This window comes from Phycicoccus sp. Root563 (genome assembly GCF_001427915.1).
Taxonomy (GTDB): Bacteria; Actinomycetota; Actinomycetes; order Actinomycetales; family Dermatophilaceae; genus Pedococcus.
In genome coordinates, this window is record NZ_LMGM01000001.1 from 2,479,526 (window position 1) to 2,496,574 (window position 17,049).

Here is a 17,049-nt window from a genome sequence, read left to right on the forward strand (position 1 = left end):
GATGAGTCCGGTCGCACGCCGGCGCGCAGGAGTGGCATCGGGGGTCGTCGTCGCAGTGGCGGCGTCGAGCCTGACGTTCTTCGCCGTCCACTCCCGCGGGGAGACCGTGCACGAGGCCGACCTCAACGACGGCGGGGTGTGGGTCTCGGCGACCAACTACAGCCAGTTCGCCCGGATGAACAAGGCGGCACGCCAGTTCGACGCCGGCATCCAGGCCAACGTCACCCCCGGTGCCGGGCTCGACGTCGTCCAGGACGGCGCCGCGGTCGGCGGCATCCTGACCACCGGCAACCAGCTCGTCCCCATCGACCCGATCACCGGTCGGATCGACTCGACCGCACCGGTCCAGCTGCCGCAGAAGGCCAAGCCCGTGGGCAAGGAGTTCGTCCCGGCGACCGGCGACCTGCGCGGTGGCACGCTGGCCATGGTCGACCCGAAGACGGGCAAGGTGTGGGCCCAGCGCGTCGACCCGGCCGCACCGCTGTCGGGGCTGACGCTGACGACCTCCGCGAAGCCGCTGGCCATGGCCGGCGGCATCGCCGCCATGGCCGTCGACACCTCGGGCGGAGTCCACGTCGTCTCGGCCGCGACCGGCAAGGTCGTCTCCGTGCCCGCCGCCGGCGACTCCTTCGGCGCCCCGGTCACCGAGAAGATCGGGCTCACCGCCAGCGCCGTCGACATCACCGCGGTCGGCACCCGCTGGGTCGTCTACAACCCCGTCGAGGACCAGGTCTTCGCCGAGGGCCTCGAGAAGCCCGTCGCCGGTGGCGCCGACCGCCTCGGCGGGATGGCGTACGCCGCGCTGCAGCAGCCCGGCCCGAAGGCCGACTCCGTGGCCCTCGAGACCACCACGGAGCTCAAGGTGATCGGGCTCGACGGCGCACCCGGCCAGGCCGGGGTCCGCCTCCCGAGCCAGGTCGGCCCGGGTGCCGAACGCCCGAAGGTGTCCCGACCGGTGCGCCTCGGGGACTGCGTCCACGCCGCGTGGGCCCAGACCGACCGGGCGTACTACGGCGCCAACTGCGGCCAGGGCCAGACCGTCACGGCCGGGACGCTCGACAAGCCGGGTGACGTGCCGCTGCGCGACGGCATGGCGCTGCGCACCAACCGCAACCTCATCGTCCTCAACGACCTCGACACCGGCGACGCGTGGGACCTCGACTCCAAGCCGCTGAAGATCGACAACTGGGACTCGGTCATCCCGCCGAGCAAGACCGACGACAACAACGACGACAAGGACAAGAACGTCGTCGACGACACGACGACGCCGCAGCCCCCCAAGGCCGAGCCCGACAACCTCAAGGTCCGCGCCGGCCGCACGTCCAAGCTGCACGTCCTCGACAACGACACCGACACCCCGGGCTCGATCCTCGCGATCGCCCCCGGTGAGATCACCCAGCCGGACGCCGGCGGCGTCACCGCGACGGTGTCCGGCGACGGGCAGTCCGTCGACGTGTCGGTGCCGGCCGACCCCGGGACCACCTCGTTCTCGTTCTCCTACCAGGTCAACAACGGGGTCGCCTCCGCCCACCCCCGGGCCACGGTCACCGTCACCGTGGTCGCCGACGACGTGAACTCGCCCCCCTTCCTGCGTGAGGGCAGCGCGACGCTGGCCACGACGGCATACCCGGTCGTCTCCGGGGGACGCATCCCGGTGACCGTCATCGGCGACTGGCGCGACCCGGAGAACGACCAGGTCACCGCCCAGCCGGGCGACGGCGACAGCCTCGTCGACGGGCTCGGCCGGCTGGTCGTGCAGGCCCGTGACAAGGCCGGGTCGCAGGCGGTGCCCTACACCGTCGACGACGGACGCGGCGGGGTCACACCCGGCAAGGTGACGCTCGGGGTGCTCGGCGACGGCAACACGTTCCGCGCGCCGAGCACCCAGCCCGACGTGGTGCGCGGCGTCGTCGGCAAGCCCCTGCAGATCGAGCCGCTCGGCAACGACATCGCCGGCGCCGACCCCGAGGACCCCGACGCGAAGATGCGCCTCGCCACGGACGTGCGCCCCCAGGGGTCGCTCAGCGTGGTCAGCGACCTCGACACCGGCGTCGTGACGATCACCGGTGCGACCAAGGGCACCTTCGAGCTCACGTATGCCGCGCAGGTCGGCCAGGGGGTCGCCCCCGGACGGATCCGCATCGACCTCATCGACGACCCCGACCCCGACGCCCCACCGGTCGCGGTGCCCGACTCGGCGACGGTGCGCGACCAGACGCCCGTCATGGCGGACGTCCTCGCCAACGACTACTCGCCGCGGGCCGATGTGCTGGCCACCCGCAGCGTGTCGGTGGACAGCGACAACAGCTGGCTGCGCCCGACGATCTACCAGGGGCGCTGGGTCCGCGTCGAGGCGCTGGACCCGTTCACCGGCGGCACCAAGCCCCGCACCGGCACGGTCCGGTACACGATCAGCGACGGTCGCAAGTCCACCACCGGGGAGCTGACGGTGACCCAGCGACCGACCGACCCCAAGGCGCTGCCGATCATCCAGGACGACACGGCCGTCGTCCGGGCGCAGGACACGGTGAGCATCCCCGTGCTCGACAACGACTCGATGGCCGAGGGGATCCCGCTGGTCCTCGACCCCGACTCGGTCAAGGTGCTGACCAAGGGCGAGCCGCAGAACGCCTTCGCATCGGGCAACCTCGTGCGCTACGTACCCGACCCGACCACCCCGGTCACCGTCGAGAAGGTCGTGACGATCGAGTACTCGGCGTACCCCATCGGCGACCCGTCCAAGGCGCGCTCCGGCCGTGTCTCGGTGACGGTCAAGCCGCTGCCGGGCGCCACCAACCCCAACCAGTCGCCGGTCGCCCGCAGCTTCTCGGCGAGCGTCGTCGCCGGCGAGCCGCTGACGATCACCATCCCGACCTCCGGGGTCGACCCGGACGGTGACACGGTCACGGTCCAGGGGATCTCCAGCGCCGACGGCGAGGCCATCAACCTCAGCCTCGGTCGCGTCACCGGGTTCGGCGCCTCGACGATCAAGTACGAGGCGTACCCCCGGTCCGCAGGGACCGAGGTGCTCAACTACACCGTCGCCGACCGGTTCGGTGGCGAGAGCACCGGGTTCGTCCGGATCGGTGTGGTCGCACCGGGCGACCCCCAGCCCCCGGTCGCCGTCGAGGACGTGGTCAGGGCGGCACCCGGCAAGACGGTCACGCTCGACCCCACCGAGAACGACCTCATCGCCCGCGGGGACTCCGTCGACCTGCTCTACCGCGACCTCAACCCCTCGGCGTCGCTGTCGAAGTGGAAGATCGACGCGAAGGCGAGCACGTTCCGCACGGTCGTCCCGCCGGTCTCGGCCGGCCAGCAGCACCTCACCTACGGCATCGACAACGGCGTGTTCGACCCGTCGAAGTCGAGCATCACCGTCGTGCCCGTCGCCGGCTGGAAGAACCGGCCCGTCGCGGTCGACGACGTGGCCAAGCCGAAGGGCGACGAGACGACGGCCCTGGTCGACGTCCTCGCCAACGACCGGGACGTGGACGGCGACAACGAGCAGCTCAAGGTGGTCTCGGTCCTGTCGACCGACGCATCGGTCGAGCCGGGTGGCCGCCAGGTCCGCGTCACGGTGCTCGACCACCCGCACACCGTGCCGTACGTCATCACCGACGAGGACGGCCAGACGGCGATGGCGCTGATCTACGTGCCGACCGGCGACAACGGCGACCCCTTCGTCGTCAACGGGGCGCTCATCGAGATGGACCGCGACTCGAGCAAGACCGTCGCGATCGCGGACTACGTGAAGTCGCCCCGCGCCCGCGTCGTCGGCATCACCACGCCGGACACCCTCAGCGCCTCGCCGTCCGACAAGCTCGAGGTCTCCAACGACGGCAAGAACTCGCTGACCCTCACCTCCTCCGGCGGGTACGTCGGGCCGGGTGCGGTGATGCTCGAGGTCACCGACCAGGAGAACGTGCAGCAGAAGGACTTCCGCACCGCCTACGTCTCCATCCCGGTGCAGATCGGCCCCAAGGTCCCGCTGCTCACGTGTCCCGACTTCGCCGTCTCGCTCGTCGCGGGTGGCCGGCAGCGCACCCTCGACATCCCCACCCTGTGCCACGCCTGGCTGCCGCCGGGGCTGTCCCTGGACGGTGTGGGCTTCGAGGCCCAGTGGCAGCCCGAGTCTCCCGGGGTCAGCCTCGACCAGGAGGGCCAGGGAGGGCGCCAGGTGGCGCTCAAGGCCGGCCGCGACGCCCCGAGCAGCACCAAGGGACGGGTACGGATCCGGCCCAAGGGTGGTGAGGACTCGTTCGTCCGCGTCAACGTCCTCGGCCTGTCGGCCGACCCGGCCAAGGCTGCCGTGGATGCCAAGGGCGACCCGCTGCCGGTGGCACCGCCGCCGCGCATGCGACCGTTCTCGGTCACCGGGCTCAAGGCCGGGTCCTCGGCCACGGTCGACCTGAGGTCCTACCTCGACTCACCGCTGGACAAGCCGTCCTGCACCGTCAACTCCGCGCGGATCGAGAGCGGCAAGGGCCTGACCGCCAGCGTCACAGGCTGCACCGTGACGATCCAGGCGTCGGGTGAGTCGTCGGGCAGCGGATCGGTCGCCGTGTCCGTGTCCGACGGGCCGGGGCGCAACGCCGTCGGCCGCGGCAGCATCAGCGTCCTCGGCAAGCCGCTCGCCCCGGGTGGAGTGCGCGCCGTGGCCGACCGGGTCAACGGCGGCACCGCCCGTGTCTCGTGGAACCCGCCCACCTACGACGGTGGCAGCCCCATCACCTCGTACACGGTGACGGGTCGCGGACCCGGGGCGAAGTCCCAGCGCTGCAGCGCCTCGCCCTGCACGATCGGCGGCCTGGAGGACGGCAAGCCCTACTACTTCAGCGTCCTGGCCACCAACGGCGTCGGCGACAGCCCCCGCAGCCCCGAGGTCGGACCGGTCAAGCCCGACACCCTGCCCAACCCGGTCACCGGCGTGCGTCAGGTGAGCCGCGGCGACGGCACCCTCACGGTCACCTGGAACCCGCCGGCCAAGAAGGGCAGCGACGTCCGCTCCTACATCGTCCGGTTCCAGGACACGACGACCGGGGCGATCCGGACGCGGACGGTCGCGGCCCCCGGGGTCCGTGCCTCGATGTCCGGCCTGACCAACAACCACAAGCAGGCCGTCTCGGTGCGCGCCCGCAACGACCTCGGCGCGGGGCCGTTCGGGCCGGCCGTCGAGCTGCAGTCCGCCGGCACCCCGCCGGCCGTCACCATCACCGACGTGAGCTCGCGGGCACCGGCCGCGGGGTACGACAACACCAACGTCCGCATCACGTGGAACGCCGTCTCCCCGAACGGCCCGTCGCTGCTGCGCTACACCGTCTACCGCCGGGTCGGGTCCGGCGCCTGGACCCAGCTGGGCACGACGCCGCCCGGCCAGCGGTACTACACCGACTCCAACCTGCCCTACGACGGCCGCACCTACACGTACACCGTGACCGCGACCAACGGCGCGAACAAGGAGTCAGCCAAGGCGAACACGCGCTCGTTCTCCTCCGTCGGCCAGCCGGCCACGCCCGGCGCTCCGTCGGCCTCGACGCCACGGCCGGACAAGACGGCGGACGTGCAGGCACCACTGGGCGACTCGCGGTCCAGCGCGTTCTCCCGCCTGGAGTGGGAGTCGCGCAACGGTGGCGCCGTCATCGCCAGCGGGTTCGTCAGCTGCGGGTGCGCGGAGAACTCCACGAAGGCGTTCACGACGAGCGGGCTGGGCACCACCGCCGGCCAGCGCATCCGGGTGCGGGTCTTCAACGGCACCGCCTGGTCGGACTGGTCGCCGCTGAGCGGCAACGTCAGCCCCTACGGCACGCCCTACGCCCCGACGTCCCGCGGCTCGTCCGCCTCCGGCAAGACCATCACCTACAACTGGTCGCAGCGCCTCAACGGCCGAGCCATCGCGGCCTTCCAGGCCTCCAGCGCGGGGACGACCAAGAACCTCGGCTCCGGTGCCCGGTCGGTGAAGTTCACGTATGGCGCGTACGACAGCGCCCACTCGGCCCGGGTCCGGATGAAGGACTCGACGGGTCGGTGGAGCGCGTGGACGACGATCAACGGCCGCACCGCCAAGCCGCCGCCCTCGCCGTCGGTGAGCAAGCCCACGAAGGGCTCCAAGACGGTGCCGCCCAACGCGAGCGGCTCCTGCGCCTCACCCCCCGGGTGCCCGCAGGTGCGGTTCTCCATCTCCAACTTCCCGGCCGGATCGACCTGGACCGTGACCTGCATCCACTCCAAGAACGGGTCGTACACCTCGACCGAGCGGCTCCGGGTCCGCAGCGGCGGGTCCAGCTACGACTGGGGCGGCACCTGCGTCTCCGCCGTCAACGGCGGCACGATGAAGGTCCGCCTCAGCGGTGGCCCCGGAGCCGACCGCACGTCACCGGCGGCGAGCTGGTGACCCCGCGCCATACGGGGGTCCTGCACCCCACCCACCCAGCAGCCCCGCGCAGCAACGAAAGGCACCGCACTCCATGACCGTCACCCAAGAGCAGGCCCAGTGGTTCGAGCAGGCGTTCACCCAGATGGTGCAGAACGTCGAGAAGGCCGTGCTCGGCAAGGACCACGTCATCCGGCTGGCCCTGACCTGCATGCTGTCCGAGGGGCACATCCTGCTCGAGGACTTCCCGGGCACCGGCAAGACCCAGCTGGCGCGCGCCCTCGCGGGGACGGTGCAGGGCAGCAACAGCCGCATCCAGTTCACGCCGGACCTGCTGCCCAGCGACGTCACCGGGGTGACGATCTACGACCCGAGCAGCCAGAAGTTCGACTTCCACCCGGGCCCGATCTTCGCGAACATCGTCCTCGCGGACGAGATCAACCGCGCCTCGCCGAAGACCCAGTCGGCGCTGCTCGAGGTGATGGAGGAGGCGCACATCACCGTCGACGGCGTGCGCCACGAGGCGGGCAAGCCGTTCATGGTCATCGCCACCCAGAACCCCATCGAGCAGGCCGGCACCTACCGCCTCCCCGAGGCCCAGCTCGACCGCTTCCTCATGAAGACGTCGCTGGGGTACCCCGACCTCGAGGCCACCGTGGCCGTCCTCGCCAACGCCAAGGTCCGTGACCGGGCGGGCACCCTGTCGGCGGTCGTCACGAGCAGCGTGGTCAGCGACATGGCGGCGTTGGCCGACGAGGTCCACGTCGACCCGGCGATCCTCGCCTACGTCTCGCAGATCGCCGAGGCCTCCCGCCGGCACGTGTCGGTCAAGCTCGGCATGTCGGTGCGCGGCTGCCTCGCGTTCGTCCGGTGCGCCAAGACGTGGGCCGCCAGCCAGGGCCGCACCCACGTCATCCCCGACGACATCAAGATGCTGTCGAACCCCGTGCTGTGCCACCGCCTGCTGCTCACCGCGGAGGCGCAGTTCGCGAACATCACCGTCGACCAGGTCATCACCCAGATCCTCGGCGAGGTCGCGCCGCCGGCCGAGCGCGCGGCCTGAGGCCGGTCCCACGATGAGCTCACCCACCGGGTCCCCGCCGGACCGCTCCGCTCCCGAGGAGGAGCGGACGGTCCGTCGCGCCGACCTGCGGGCCGGCCGTCCCGAGGGCGGCCGGGCGCGCCCGCGGCGCGCGCGGTCCCGACCGAACTTGCGCCTTCCCGCGGTGCGGCTCCCGGACCTGACCCGGTTCGGCGGCCTGACGGTGCCCGCCGTCCCGGAGGGCGTCACGACCCGGGCCCGCGACCTGCGGGAGCGGACCCGGCCGGCCTGGTCGCCGGTGGCCGGGTTCCTGCGCTGGATCTCGCCGCTGGGCTGGGCGGTCGTCGCCCTCGGGGTCGCCGCCTGGGTCGTCGGACGCTGGGCCGGGTGGACCGAGTGGCTGATGATCGGGGCCGCGGCCCTCGTCCTGGTGCTGTGCTGCGTCCTGCTCGCCATCGGCCGCACCCGGGTCACCGTCACCACCGACCTCGAACCGGTGCGGGTCAGTGTCGGTGAACCCGCCACCGGCCGGATCACGGTGACCAACGACTCGAAGCGGGGGATGCTGCCCCTGCTCGTCGAGCTGCCCGTCGGTGTCTCGGCGGCCCGCTTCACGCTCCCGCCGCTGGGGTCGGGCAAGGCCCACGAGGAGCTGTTCGTCGTCCCGACCCATAGACGCGGCGTCATCCCGGTCGGGCCGGCCCGCACCGTGCAGGGCGACCCCCTCGGGCTGGTCCGGCGCACCGAGCGCTGGACCGACGTCACCGACCTCTACGTCCACCCCCGCACCGTCTCCTTGGAGAGCCTCGGCGCCGGCCTGCTTCGCGACCTCGAGGGCGAGACCACCCAGGACCTGTCGATGTCGGACCTGGCCTTCCACGCGCTGCGTGAGTACCAGCCCGGCGACGACCGGCGGTACATCCACTGGCGCTCGTCGGCCAAGGCGGGACGCCTGCTCGTCCGCCAGTTCCTCGACACCCGGCGCTCGCACCTGTGCTTGGTCGTCGACGCCGACCCCGAGCAGTTCCAGGGAGGCGAGGACGAGGCCGAGACCGCCATCAGCGCCGCGGCGTCCCTGGCCCTGCGCGCCATCCGCGACGAGCAGGACACCACCGTCGTCTGCCGCGGCCAGGTCGCCTCGCGCACGACGGCCTCGCTCACCCTCGACGCCCTGGCCCGGGTCGAGCTCGGCCCGTCCGACGTGTTCGGCCGCTGCACCGAGGCGTTCTCCCTCGCGCCCGACACATCGGTGGTCATCCTCGTCACCGGTCCGCAGCGCCCCTTCATCGAGGCCCAGCGCGCCCTGGCGCAGTTCGAGCTCGAGGTGAGGAAGGTCGTCCTGACCATCGACGCGATGGAGGAGACCGGCATCCAGCACCTCGGTGGCCTGACCCGCCTGAACATCCGGCGCATCCAGGACCTGCGCGCCGTCCTCGCCAGCGGAGCCCTCGTATGACCGCCCAGCCGCCGGGGTCGCCCGAGCACACGACGGGTCCCGGCCGCGACTCCACCGCCCCGGGCCGCACGCGTGCCCGCACGTCGTGGACCAGCACCCGTTCCCGGTTGGCCGCCTCGTCGCGGCGGGGTGGGCTGCTGCCCGACCGGGCCGCGCTCGTCGACGCGGCGTTCACGGTGCTGCTCGTCGGCCTGGCGCTCATCGGCTTCCGCACCGACTTCGCCGGCCTGAGCTGGGCCCTTCCCGCCGCGGCAGGGCTGGTCCTGGGCCTGGTGGTCACGCACGTCACGACGGCATACCGGCTCCCGTTCGTCACGCCGCTCGCGGCAGTGACGGTCCTCTACCTCCTGCTCGGGGGACCGCTCGCGGTCCGCGGTGACCTCGTGGGCGGGGTGCTGCCCAGCGGCCAGACGCTGCTGGACCTCGCCGACACCTCGGTGCACGGCTGGAAGCGCCTGGTCACCCTCCTGCCGCCGGTCGACACCGGCAGCGGCCTGCTCGCCCTGCCGCTGATCGTGGGACTGCTCGGTGCCTGCGTCACCTACGCCGTGGCGCGCCGCTGGTCCACCCCGTATGCCGTGCTGCCGGCTCCGCTCGTGCTGCTCGCCCTCGGCATCGTCCTCGGCACCACGGAGGCGGCCTCCCCGCTCGCCCAGGGGGCGGTGTTCGCCGTCCTCGGGATCGGCTGGATGGTCGCGCGCGCGGCCCGCACCCGGGCACCCCTGCAGAACGGTGCCGGTCAGCGGACCCGGTACGCCATCGGTGCGTCCCTGGTCGGGATCGCCCTGCTGGCGGGGTACTTCGTCGGGCCGCACCTGCCCGGTGCCGACGCCGCGACCCGCCAGGTCGCGCGCTCGCACGTCGTCCCCCCGATCGACATCGCCGCTTTCGCGAGCCCGCTCGCCGGGTTCCGCAGGTACACCGAGCCCAACCCGGCAGAGCTCTGGGACACCCCGCTCCTCGAGGTGACGGGGCTCCCCGCCGGCACCCCGCTGCGCTTCGCGACGCTCGACTCGTACGACGGAGCCGTGTGGGGCGCGTCCGAGCGCGCCAACAGCGGGTCGGTCGTGCCCGGCGCGGCGTTCCAGCAGGTCGGCCAGACGATCTCCACGCACGGGCCGGGCCGCAAGGTCGACGTGCAGGTGACCGTCCCCGAGGGCGGGTACGGCGACGTCTGGCTGCCGACCGCGGGAACCGTGGCGGGGGTGAAGTTCGCGGGCCGTCGCGCCGACACCCTCGCCGGGCGGCTGTGGCTCAACATCGACACCAACACGGCCCTGGTCCCTGACCGGCTCGAGCCCGGTGACTCCTACACCTTCACCGCCTACGTCCCGCCGACGCGGGCGAAGTTGCCGACCTCGTTGCCGGTCGACCAGGGGTCGCTCACCGACGAGGTCGACACGAGCTTCCTCGACGCCAAGCTCGACGCCTTCACGGGTGACGCGGCCGACCCGTGGGCGCAGTTCGTGGCCATCGCCCGGGCCATGTCGGGCGAGGGCGCCTACACCGACGGCGGCAGCCCGAACTCGGTGGAGCGCTACTACCTCCCGGGTCACAGCATCGGGCGGCTGTCCCGCTTCGTCGGACTGGCCCAGCTCGCCGGCAACGACGAGCAGTACGCCGCGACGCTGGCCCTCATGGGCAACCGCCTCGGGGTCCCCACGCGCGTCGTCATGGGAGCGATCACCCCGGCGGGCGGCCCCGTCCGCGGGCGGGACGTGCACGCCTGGGTCGAGGTCCGGGACAACCAGGGCCAGTGGCAGCCGGTGCTCACCGACAACTTCCTGCCCGATCGGAACAAGAAGCCCAAGGAGCTGCAGACCAAGGTCGAGGACCGCAAGGTCGGCGCCCTCGTCCCGCCGCCTGCGGGCGTGAACCCGCCGAGCGTGCTGCAGGGCCCCGACCAGGCGCAGAACGCCACCAACCTCAAGAAGCCGCCGAAGAAGCTGTTCGACCCCTCGTCCTGGCCGTGGTGGCTCCAGTGGGCCGCACTGGTCGCAGCGGTGCTGCTCGTCCTCGCCGCCCTCTACTGGACGATCCGTGGCCTCAAGGCGTGGCGTCGCCGTCGGCACGCGACCCGAGGGCCCACCGCGTCCCGGGTCACGTGGGCCTGGAGCGACCTCATGGCCAGCGCCCGGTCCTACGGGCACCGGCCGCCGCGCCGCGCGACGCGGCTGGAGCAGGCCGCCGCCGTCGACGCCCCGGTCGACCTGCGCCCGCTCGCGGCCACCGCGAACGCCCACGTGTTCGGGCCGGCCGAGCCCACGGCCGAGGACGCCGCGGCCTACTTCGCGGCGACGAGCTCCGCCCGCGCCGACCTGCGGGCCAACACCGACTTCTGGCGGCGGTTGCGCTCCGACGTCGACGTCCGGCCGTTGTTCACCCGCGGTCCCGCCCGGCCCGCCCGCGGCAGGGCGACCGCACCGCATACCGCTGCGCCCTCCGAGCCGACCCCCGCCTGACGGGGAGGGGCACGCGAAAGGGGCACCTCCCACGTGGGAGGTGCCCCTTCTCGCAGGTGCAGGGACCCCGGCTCAGCGCCCTGCGTCTGCGATCAGCGCTCTTCGGTGCCCGCGATGTAGGCCTCGAGCTTGGCGCGACCCTCGGTGTCCTCGCGCTGCACGGGCGGGGACTTCATGAGGTAGGACGACGCGGAGATGAGCGCGCCGCCGATGCCGCGGTCCTTGGCGATCTTCGCCGCACGGATGGCGTCGATGATGATGCCGGCCGAGTTGGGGGAGTCCCAGACCTCGAGCTTGTACTCCAGGTTGAGCGGGACGTCGCCGAACGCGCGACCCTCGAGGCGCACGTAGGCCCACTTGCGGTCGTCGAGCCACTGGACGTAGTCCGACGGGCCGATGTGGACGTTCTTGGCACCCAGGTCGTGGCCGAGGTTGGAGGTGACGGCCTGCGTCTTGGAGATCTTCTTGGACTCGAGGCGGTCACGCTCGAGCATGTTCTTGAAGTCCATGTTGCCGCCGACGTTGAGCTGGTACGTGCGGTCCAGCACGACACCGCGGTCCTCGAACAGCTTGGCCATGACGCGGTGCGTGATGGTGGCGCCGACCTGGCTCTTGATGTCATCACCGATGATCGGGACACCCGCGGCCTCGAACTTCGCGGCCCACTCGGGGTCGGAGGCGATGAACACCGGGAGGGCGTTGACGAACGCGACGCCCGCGTCGATGGCGCACTGGGCGTAGTACTTGTCCGCGGTCTCGGAGCCCACCGGGAGGTAGGACACGAGCACGTCGACCTTGGCGTCCTTGAGCGTCTGGACGATGTCCACCGGCTCGGCGTCGGACTCCTCGATGGTCATGCGGTAGTACTTGCCGAGGCCGTCGTTGGTGACACCACGCTGGACGGTGACCCCCGTCGGGGCGACGTCCGCGATCTTGATCGTGTTGTTCTCCGAGGCGTTGATCGCCTCGGACAGGTCGAAGCCGACCTTCTTGGCGTCCACGTCGAAGGCGGCGACGAACTCGACGTCCTTGACGTGGTACTCACCGAACATGACGTGCATCAGGCCGGGGACGGTGTGCGACGGGTCGGCGTCCTTGTAGTACTCGACGCCCTGGACCAGGGAGCTGGCGCAGTTGCCGACGCCAACGATGGCGACGCGAATGGATCCCATGGATTACTCCTTGTGGTTGAACGGGGTGGAGGGTTGGTCGTTCTGGGTGGTGCTGCTGGGGGTGGCCGGCAATGCGGCCGGGGTGGCGGCCGCGGTCGGGGTGTTGCGCTCGGCGGTGATGAGCTCGTTGAGCCAGCGGACCTCGCGCTCGGCGGAGTCCAGGCCGTGCCGCTCGAGCTCGGCGGTGTAGCTGTCGAAGCGCTCGCGGTTCTTGGCCGAGACGGCCCGGATGTTCTCCAGCCGCTCCTCGAGCCGGCTGCGCCGGCCCTCGAGGATGCGCAGCCGGACCTCGGCCTCGGTGCGGGCGAAGAAGGCGAAGTGCACGTCGAAGGTGTCGTCCTCCCACGCGGTCGGGCCGGCCTCGCGCAGCAGGTCCTGGAACCGCTCCTTGCCGTCCGCCGTGAGCTCGTAGACGATCCGGGCGCGCCGGCTGCCCGCAGTGCCGGTCGTCGTGCTCCGGCCCAGGGTCGCCTCGGAGATCCAGCCCTTGCCGAGCAGCGAGCGCAGGCAGGGGTAGAGCGTGCCGTAGGACAGTGCACGGAACGGGCCGAGCGCGGCGTTGAGCCGCTTGCGCAGCTCGTACCCGTGCTGGGGAGCCTCGTGCAGCAGCCCGAGGACGGCGAACTCGAGCAGCTCGGTGCGACGTGCTGCCATGACTGCTCTCCTTCGCGCGTCGGGGAGGGGACGGGGTGACAAACTTCGAGTTTGTCACCCCACCATACACACACAGATATATCGAGTCGATACATCGGTGATCGACGCGCGTGCTCGTGCTGCCGTGCACGGCCCTGGTGCGCCCCGGCGCCGGGTCAGGGAGGCGTGGACGCGGCCCGGTCCGGTTCCGATGCGGCATTCCCACCTTCTGAGGTCATACTGGTGCTCAGTTGTCGGGGTGGGGCAGCGCTCGCACGGGCGCGCCCCAGCCCGTGTTGTATGTCGATCCGGAAGGTCCCATGAGCTCCTCACGTCCGAAGACGCGCGCCCAGGCGAAGGCGGGCAAGCCTCGCGCGAAGGCTGACAAGCCAGGGGGCAGTCGGAAGAAGCTGTGGGCCAAGCGGCTCGGGATCGCGGCCCTGGCCGGGTTCGTCCTGCTGCTCGCCGGGTTCTTCACGGCCTACGCCCTGATCAAGACCCCGGAGCCGAACGACCTCGCGAGCGCCCAGGCGTCCGTCATCTACTACGCCGACGGCAAGACGGAGATCGACCGGATCAGCGAGGTCAACCGCGAGTCGGTGAAGCTGCCGCAGATCCCGACCGTCGTGCGCGAGGCGCACCTCGCCGCCGAGGACCGCACGTTCTACAAGAACTCCGGCATCAGCCCGACCGGCATCGCCCGCGCGGTGTGGGTCGGCCTGCGCGGCGGGGCGACGCAGGGTGGTTCGACGATCACCCAGCAGTACGTCAAGAACTACTTCCTCACCCAGGACCAGACCCTGACCCGCAAGGGCAAGGAGATCGTGATCTCGATCAAGATCGCGAAGCAGAAGTCCAAGGACCAGATCCTCGAGGACTACCTCAACACCATCTACTACGGGCGCGGAGCGTACGGCGTCCAGACGGCGTCCAAGGCCTACTTCAACAAGGACGTCTCCGACCTCACGGTCTCCGAGGGCGCACTGCTCGCGTCGGTCATCCGCGGCCCGTCCTTCTACGACCCGGGCCTGGGTGCCACGCAGAAGAAGAACGCGCAGGAGCGCTGGACCTACGTCATGGACGGCATGGTGTCGCAGGGCTACATCACCGCCGCCGAGCGCGCGAAGGCGACGTTCCCCAAGGTCGTCGACTACAAGCCGAACAAGGGCGCCAGCGGCCCCAACGGGTTCATCACCAGCGCCGTGAAGAGCGAGCTCAAGACCAAACTGAAGCTCACCGACGCCGACATCGACCGGGGCGGCTACAAGATCGTCACGACGATCGACAAGAAGGCCCAGGACGCGGCCATCGCCGCGATCAAGGACCGGATGCCCACCGGCAAGGGCACCAGCACGCTGCGCGTCGGCCTCACCTCGATCAAGCCCGGTGACGGCGCGGTCGTGGCGATGTACGGCGGTGAGGACTACAAGAAGGAACAGTTCAACACCTCGACGCAGGCCACGATGCAGGCCGGCTCGACCTTCAAGATCTTCACGCTGCTGGCGGCCGTGTCCGCGAAGGACCCGATCAGCACGAAGACCCGCTTCGACGGACGGTCGCCCCAGTACTTCAAGGAGTTCGAGGACTCCGGGGCCGGCACCGACTTCCTGCGTCAGGGCGGCGTGCGCAACTTCGGCCCGTTCCCCGGCGAGCAGTTCGGCAACATCGACCTGCGCAGGGCGACCGGCCACTCGGTCAACACCGTCTACGCCCAGCTCAACATCAAGGTCGGCCCCAAGGCGACGCGTGACGCCGCGGTCGCCGCCGGCCTCCCGTCCAAGGGGCTCGGCACCAACTACGCCAACGTGCTCGGCACCTCCCACGTCAAGGTGATGGACATGGCGAACGCCTACGCCACCATCGCGGGCAAGGGCCAGCGCGTCACGCCGTACTTCATCCGCACCGTCAAGGGCGGACCCGGCAACATCAACTACAAGGCCAAGCCGGTGAAGAAGGCGGCGTTCGACGCCGACGTCATGGCCGACGTCACCGACGCCATGGAGCAGCCCATCAAGGACGGCACGGCCGAGTTCGCGCAGAACCTCGGTCGACCGGCTGCCGGCAAGACCGGTACGACGACGGACAACAAGGCGGCCTGGTTCGACGGGTTCACCCCCCAGCTCGCGACCGCAGTCGGCATCTACAGCACCGGCAAGAACGGCGCCGAGCTGTCGATGAACGAGGTCAACGGCGTCGGTGAGCTCACCGGTGGGACGGTCCCGCTGAGGATCTGGACCGACTACATGACCGCCGCGCTCAAGGGTCAGCCGATCGTCGACTTCCCGCCGCGCGCCGGGGTCGGTGACGACAAGGTCTTCGTGCCCCCGCCCACGACCACGTCCTCGTCGAGCAGCAGCACCACTACGACGACGACGACCACCACGACGACCACGACGACGCAGCCGTCGACGACCACGACGACCCAGCCGCCGTCGCCGACGTCGACGACCAGGACCAGGACGCCGGGGCCGCCGACGACGACAGCGGTCCCGCCGGTCCCCACGACGCTGTTGAACAACCGTCAGCAGAGCTCCCCGACGACCGCCGCGCCGTGACCCAGAGGGGGGACCTGCTTCCGAGTGGCTCGCTGGCTGTTGCCGGTGGGCCGCTCGGTCGCCACGCCTCGGCGCGGGCGACCTCGTGGATCGCGACCGTCCTGCCCCTGCTCGTCGCGGTGTCGGCGACGATGGCGCTCTCGGTGGTGCAGCGCGCCCACTGCGTCCAGAAGGGCTGGGTCGGGTCGGACCAGTTCTGGCACGCCTGCTTCTCGGACCTGCCCGCCCAGTACCAGCTCGGCAACCTCGACCAGGGCCTGGCGGCCTATGTCGGCGGTGACGGTGCCCGGGCCGACCACCCGGTCCTGACCGGTGCGGTGATGGCGTGGCTCGGCGGGTTGGTCCCGGACGGCGCGTTCCTGGACCAGACGCGCTGGTACTTCCTCCTGTGGGCCCTCTTCGGCACCGTCCTCGCGCTCGCGATCGTCGGGCTCACCGCCGCCTCGCGCCCGCGCCACGCGGCGCTCGCGGTGCACATCGCCCTCAGCCCGGTCCTGCTGATGGCCGCGATGGTGTCCTCGGACCTGTTCGGTGTGGCCCTGGTCAGTGCCGGCATCTGGGCGTGGAGCCGGCGCCACCCGGTGGCGGCGGGGGTCTTCCTCGGGCTCGCCGTGACCGCGCGGGTCTACCCCCTGCTGGTGCTGCTGGCCCTGGTGCTGCTCGGCCTGCGGTCCGGTCGGCTGGCCGTCGTCGGCCGCACCCTGGTCGGTGCGGCGGCTGCCGTGGCGGTCGTGCTGCTGCCGTTCCTCGTCGGCCACCCGGCCGCGATCCTGCGCTCGACCCAGGTCTGGTGGGACAGCGCCTCCGGCCTCGGCTCGGTGTGGATCCTGCCCCAGCTGCTCGGCCACCCGCTGCCCACTTCCGCGGTGACCCTGGCGGCGCTCGTCGCCCTGGTCCTGGCCCTGGCCACCGGGGCGGTCTTCGCCCTGAGCGCGGCCCGTCGGCCGACGCTCGCCGAGGTCTCGCTCGTGCTCGTCGGGCTGGCCCTGCTGTCCGGCAAGGCGTTCCCGGTGCAGTCCTCGCTGTGGCTCGTCCCGTTGGTCGCCCTGTGCGGCGTGCGCTGGCGCGACCACCTCGTGTGGGCCACCGCCGAGGCGCTGCACTTCGTGGCCGTCTGGCTCTACGTCGCGGGCCTGTCCACGCCCGACCGTGGCCTGCCCGCCGGCTGGTATGCCGCGTTCCTCGTCATCCGCGTGCTCGCCGTCGCCCACCTCGTCTGGCGGGTCTGGCAGACCGCCGCCGCCCGCCCCGCCGTGGAGGTCGACGACGCGGGCGACCTCGAGGACGCTGACAGGGCTGACGGGGCTGACGGGGCTGACGGGGCTGACGGGGCTGACGGGGCTGACGGGGCTGACG

8 protein-coding genes are annotated in these 17,049 nt (G+C 71.5%); 6 read left to right on the forward strand and 2 right to left on the reverse strand.

Annotation, left to right across the window (positions count from 1 at the left end):
* Window position 1: 1 nt before the first annotated feature.
* From ASD62_RS20945 to ASD62_RS11790, 4 genes are all read left to right on the forward strand, one after another.
* Window positions 2-6,394, forward strand: a complete 6,393-nt coding sequence (locus ASD62_RS20945; RefSeq protein WP_082580755.1) for a fibronectin type III domain-containing protein — start codon at window positions 2-4, stop codon at window positions 6,392-6,394.
* Between the two features lie 73 nt (window positions 6,395-6,467).
* Complete coding sequence (locus tag ASD62_RS11780; RefSeq protein WP_056916122.1) at window positions 6,468-7,436, forward strand: MoxR family ATPase; 969 nt, start codon at window positions 6,468-6,470, stop codon at window positions 7,434-7,436.
* A 13-nt stretch (window positions 7,437-7,449) separates the two neighbouring features.
* Complete coding sequence (locus ASD62_RS11785) at window positions 7,450-8,871, forward strand: DUF58 domain-containing protein (RefSeq protein ID WP_056916123.1); 1,422 nt, start codon at window positions 7,450-7,452, stop codon at window positions 8,869-8,871.
* The gene (locus tag ASD62_RS11790; RefSeq protein WP_056916124.1) at window positions 8,868-11,333 is read left to right on the forward strand and encodes a transglutaminase domain-containing protein; all 2,466 of its coding nucleotides are present in this window, start codon (window positions 8,868-8,870) and stop codon (window positions 11,331-11,333) included. The genes ASD62_RS11785 and ASD62_RS11790 overlap by 4 nt, the downstream gene beginning before the upstream one ends.
* 92 nt (window positions 11,334-11,425) lie before the next feature.
* Here the strand turns inward: ASD62_RS11790 and ASD62_RS11795 are convergent, their stop codons facing one another.
* Together ASD62_RS11795 and ASD62_RS11800 are read right to left on the reverse strand one after the other, a co-directional pair.
* Entirely contained in the window at window positions 11,426-12,505 is a 1,080-nt protein-coding gene (locus tag ASD62_RS11795; RefSeq protein WP_056916125.1) for an inositol-3-phosphate synthase, read from the reverse strand.
* Window positions 12,506-12,508: 3 nt separating this feature from the next.
* Window positions 12,509-13,159 (reverse strand): PadR family transcriptional regulator, encoded by a 651-nt coding sequence (locus ASD62_RS11800; RefSeq protein ID WP_056916126.1) that lies wholly within the window; start codon window positions 13,157-13,159, stop codon window positions 12,509-12,511.
* A 299-nt stretch (window positions 13,160-13,458) separates the two neighbouring features.
* Between ASD62_RS11800 and ASD62_RS11805 the strand changes: the two genes are divergently transcribed.
* Window positions 13,459-15,693: a transglycosylase domain-containing protein gene (locus ASD62_RS11805; RefSeq protein ID WP_056916127.1), complete on the forward strand. Its 2,235-nt coding sequence runs from the start codon at window positions 13,459-13,461 to the stop codon at window positions 15,691-15,693.
* On the forward strand, window positions 15,690-17,049 hold a 1,360-nt coding region (locus ASD62_RS19800; RefSeq protein ID WP_162254763.1), incomplete at its 3' end, for a glycosyltransferase 87 family protein. The genes ASD62_RS11805 and ASD62_RS19800, both read left to right, overlap by 4 nt.

Excerpts from the sequence above, each read along its gene's own strand:
- ASD62_RS20945 (WP_082580755.1), top strand. The coding sequence starts at position 2 with ATGAGTCCGGTCGCACGCCGGCGCGCAGGAGTGGCATCGGGGGTCGTC.
- ASD62_RS11780 (WP_056916122.1), top strand. The coding sequence starts at position 6,468 with ATGACCGTCACCCAAGAGCAGGCCCAGTGGTTCGAGCAGGCGTTCACC.
- ASD62_RS11785 (WP_056916123.1), top strand. The coding sequence starts at position 7,450 with ATGAGCTCACCCACCGGGTCCCCGCCGGACCGCTCCGCTCCCGAGGAG.
- ASD62_RS11790 (WP_056916124.1), top strand. The coding sequence starts at position 8,868 with ATGACCGCCCAGCCGCCGGGGTCGCCCGAGCACACGACGGGTCCCGGC.
- ASD62_RS11795 (WP_056916125.1), bottom strand. The coding sequence starts at position 12,505 with ATGGGATCCATTCGCGTCGCCATCGTTGGCGTCGGCAACTGCGCCAGC.
- ASD62_RS11800 (WP_056916126.1), bottom strand. The coding sequence starts at position 13,159 with ATGGCAGCACGTCGCACCGAGCTGCTCGAGTTCGCCGTCCTCGGGCTG.
- ASD62_RS11805 (WP_056916127.1), top strand. The coding sequence starts at position 13,459 with ATGAGCTCCTCACGTCCGAAGACGCGCGCCCAGGCGAAGGCGGGCAAG.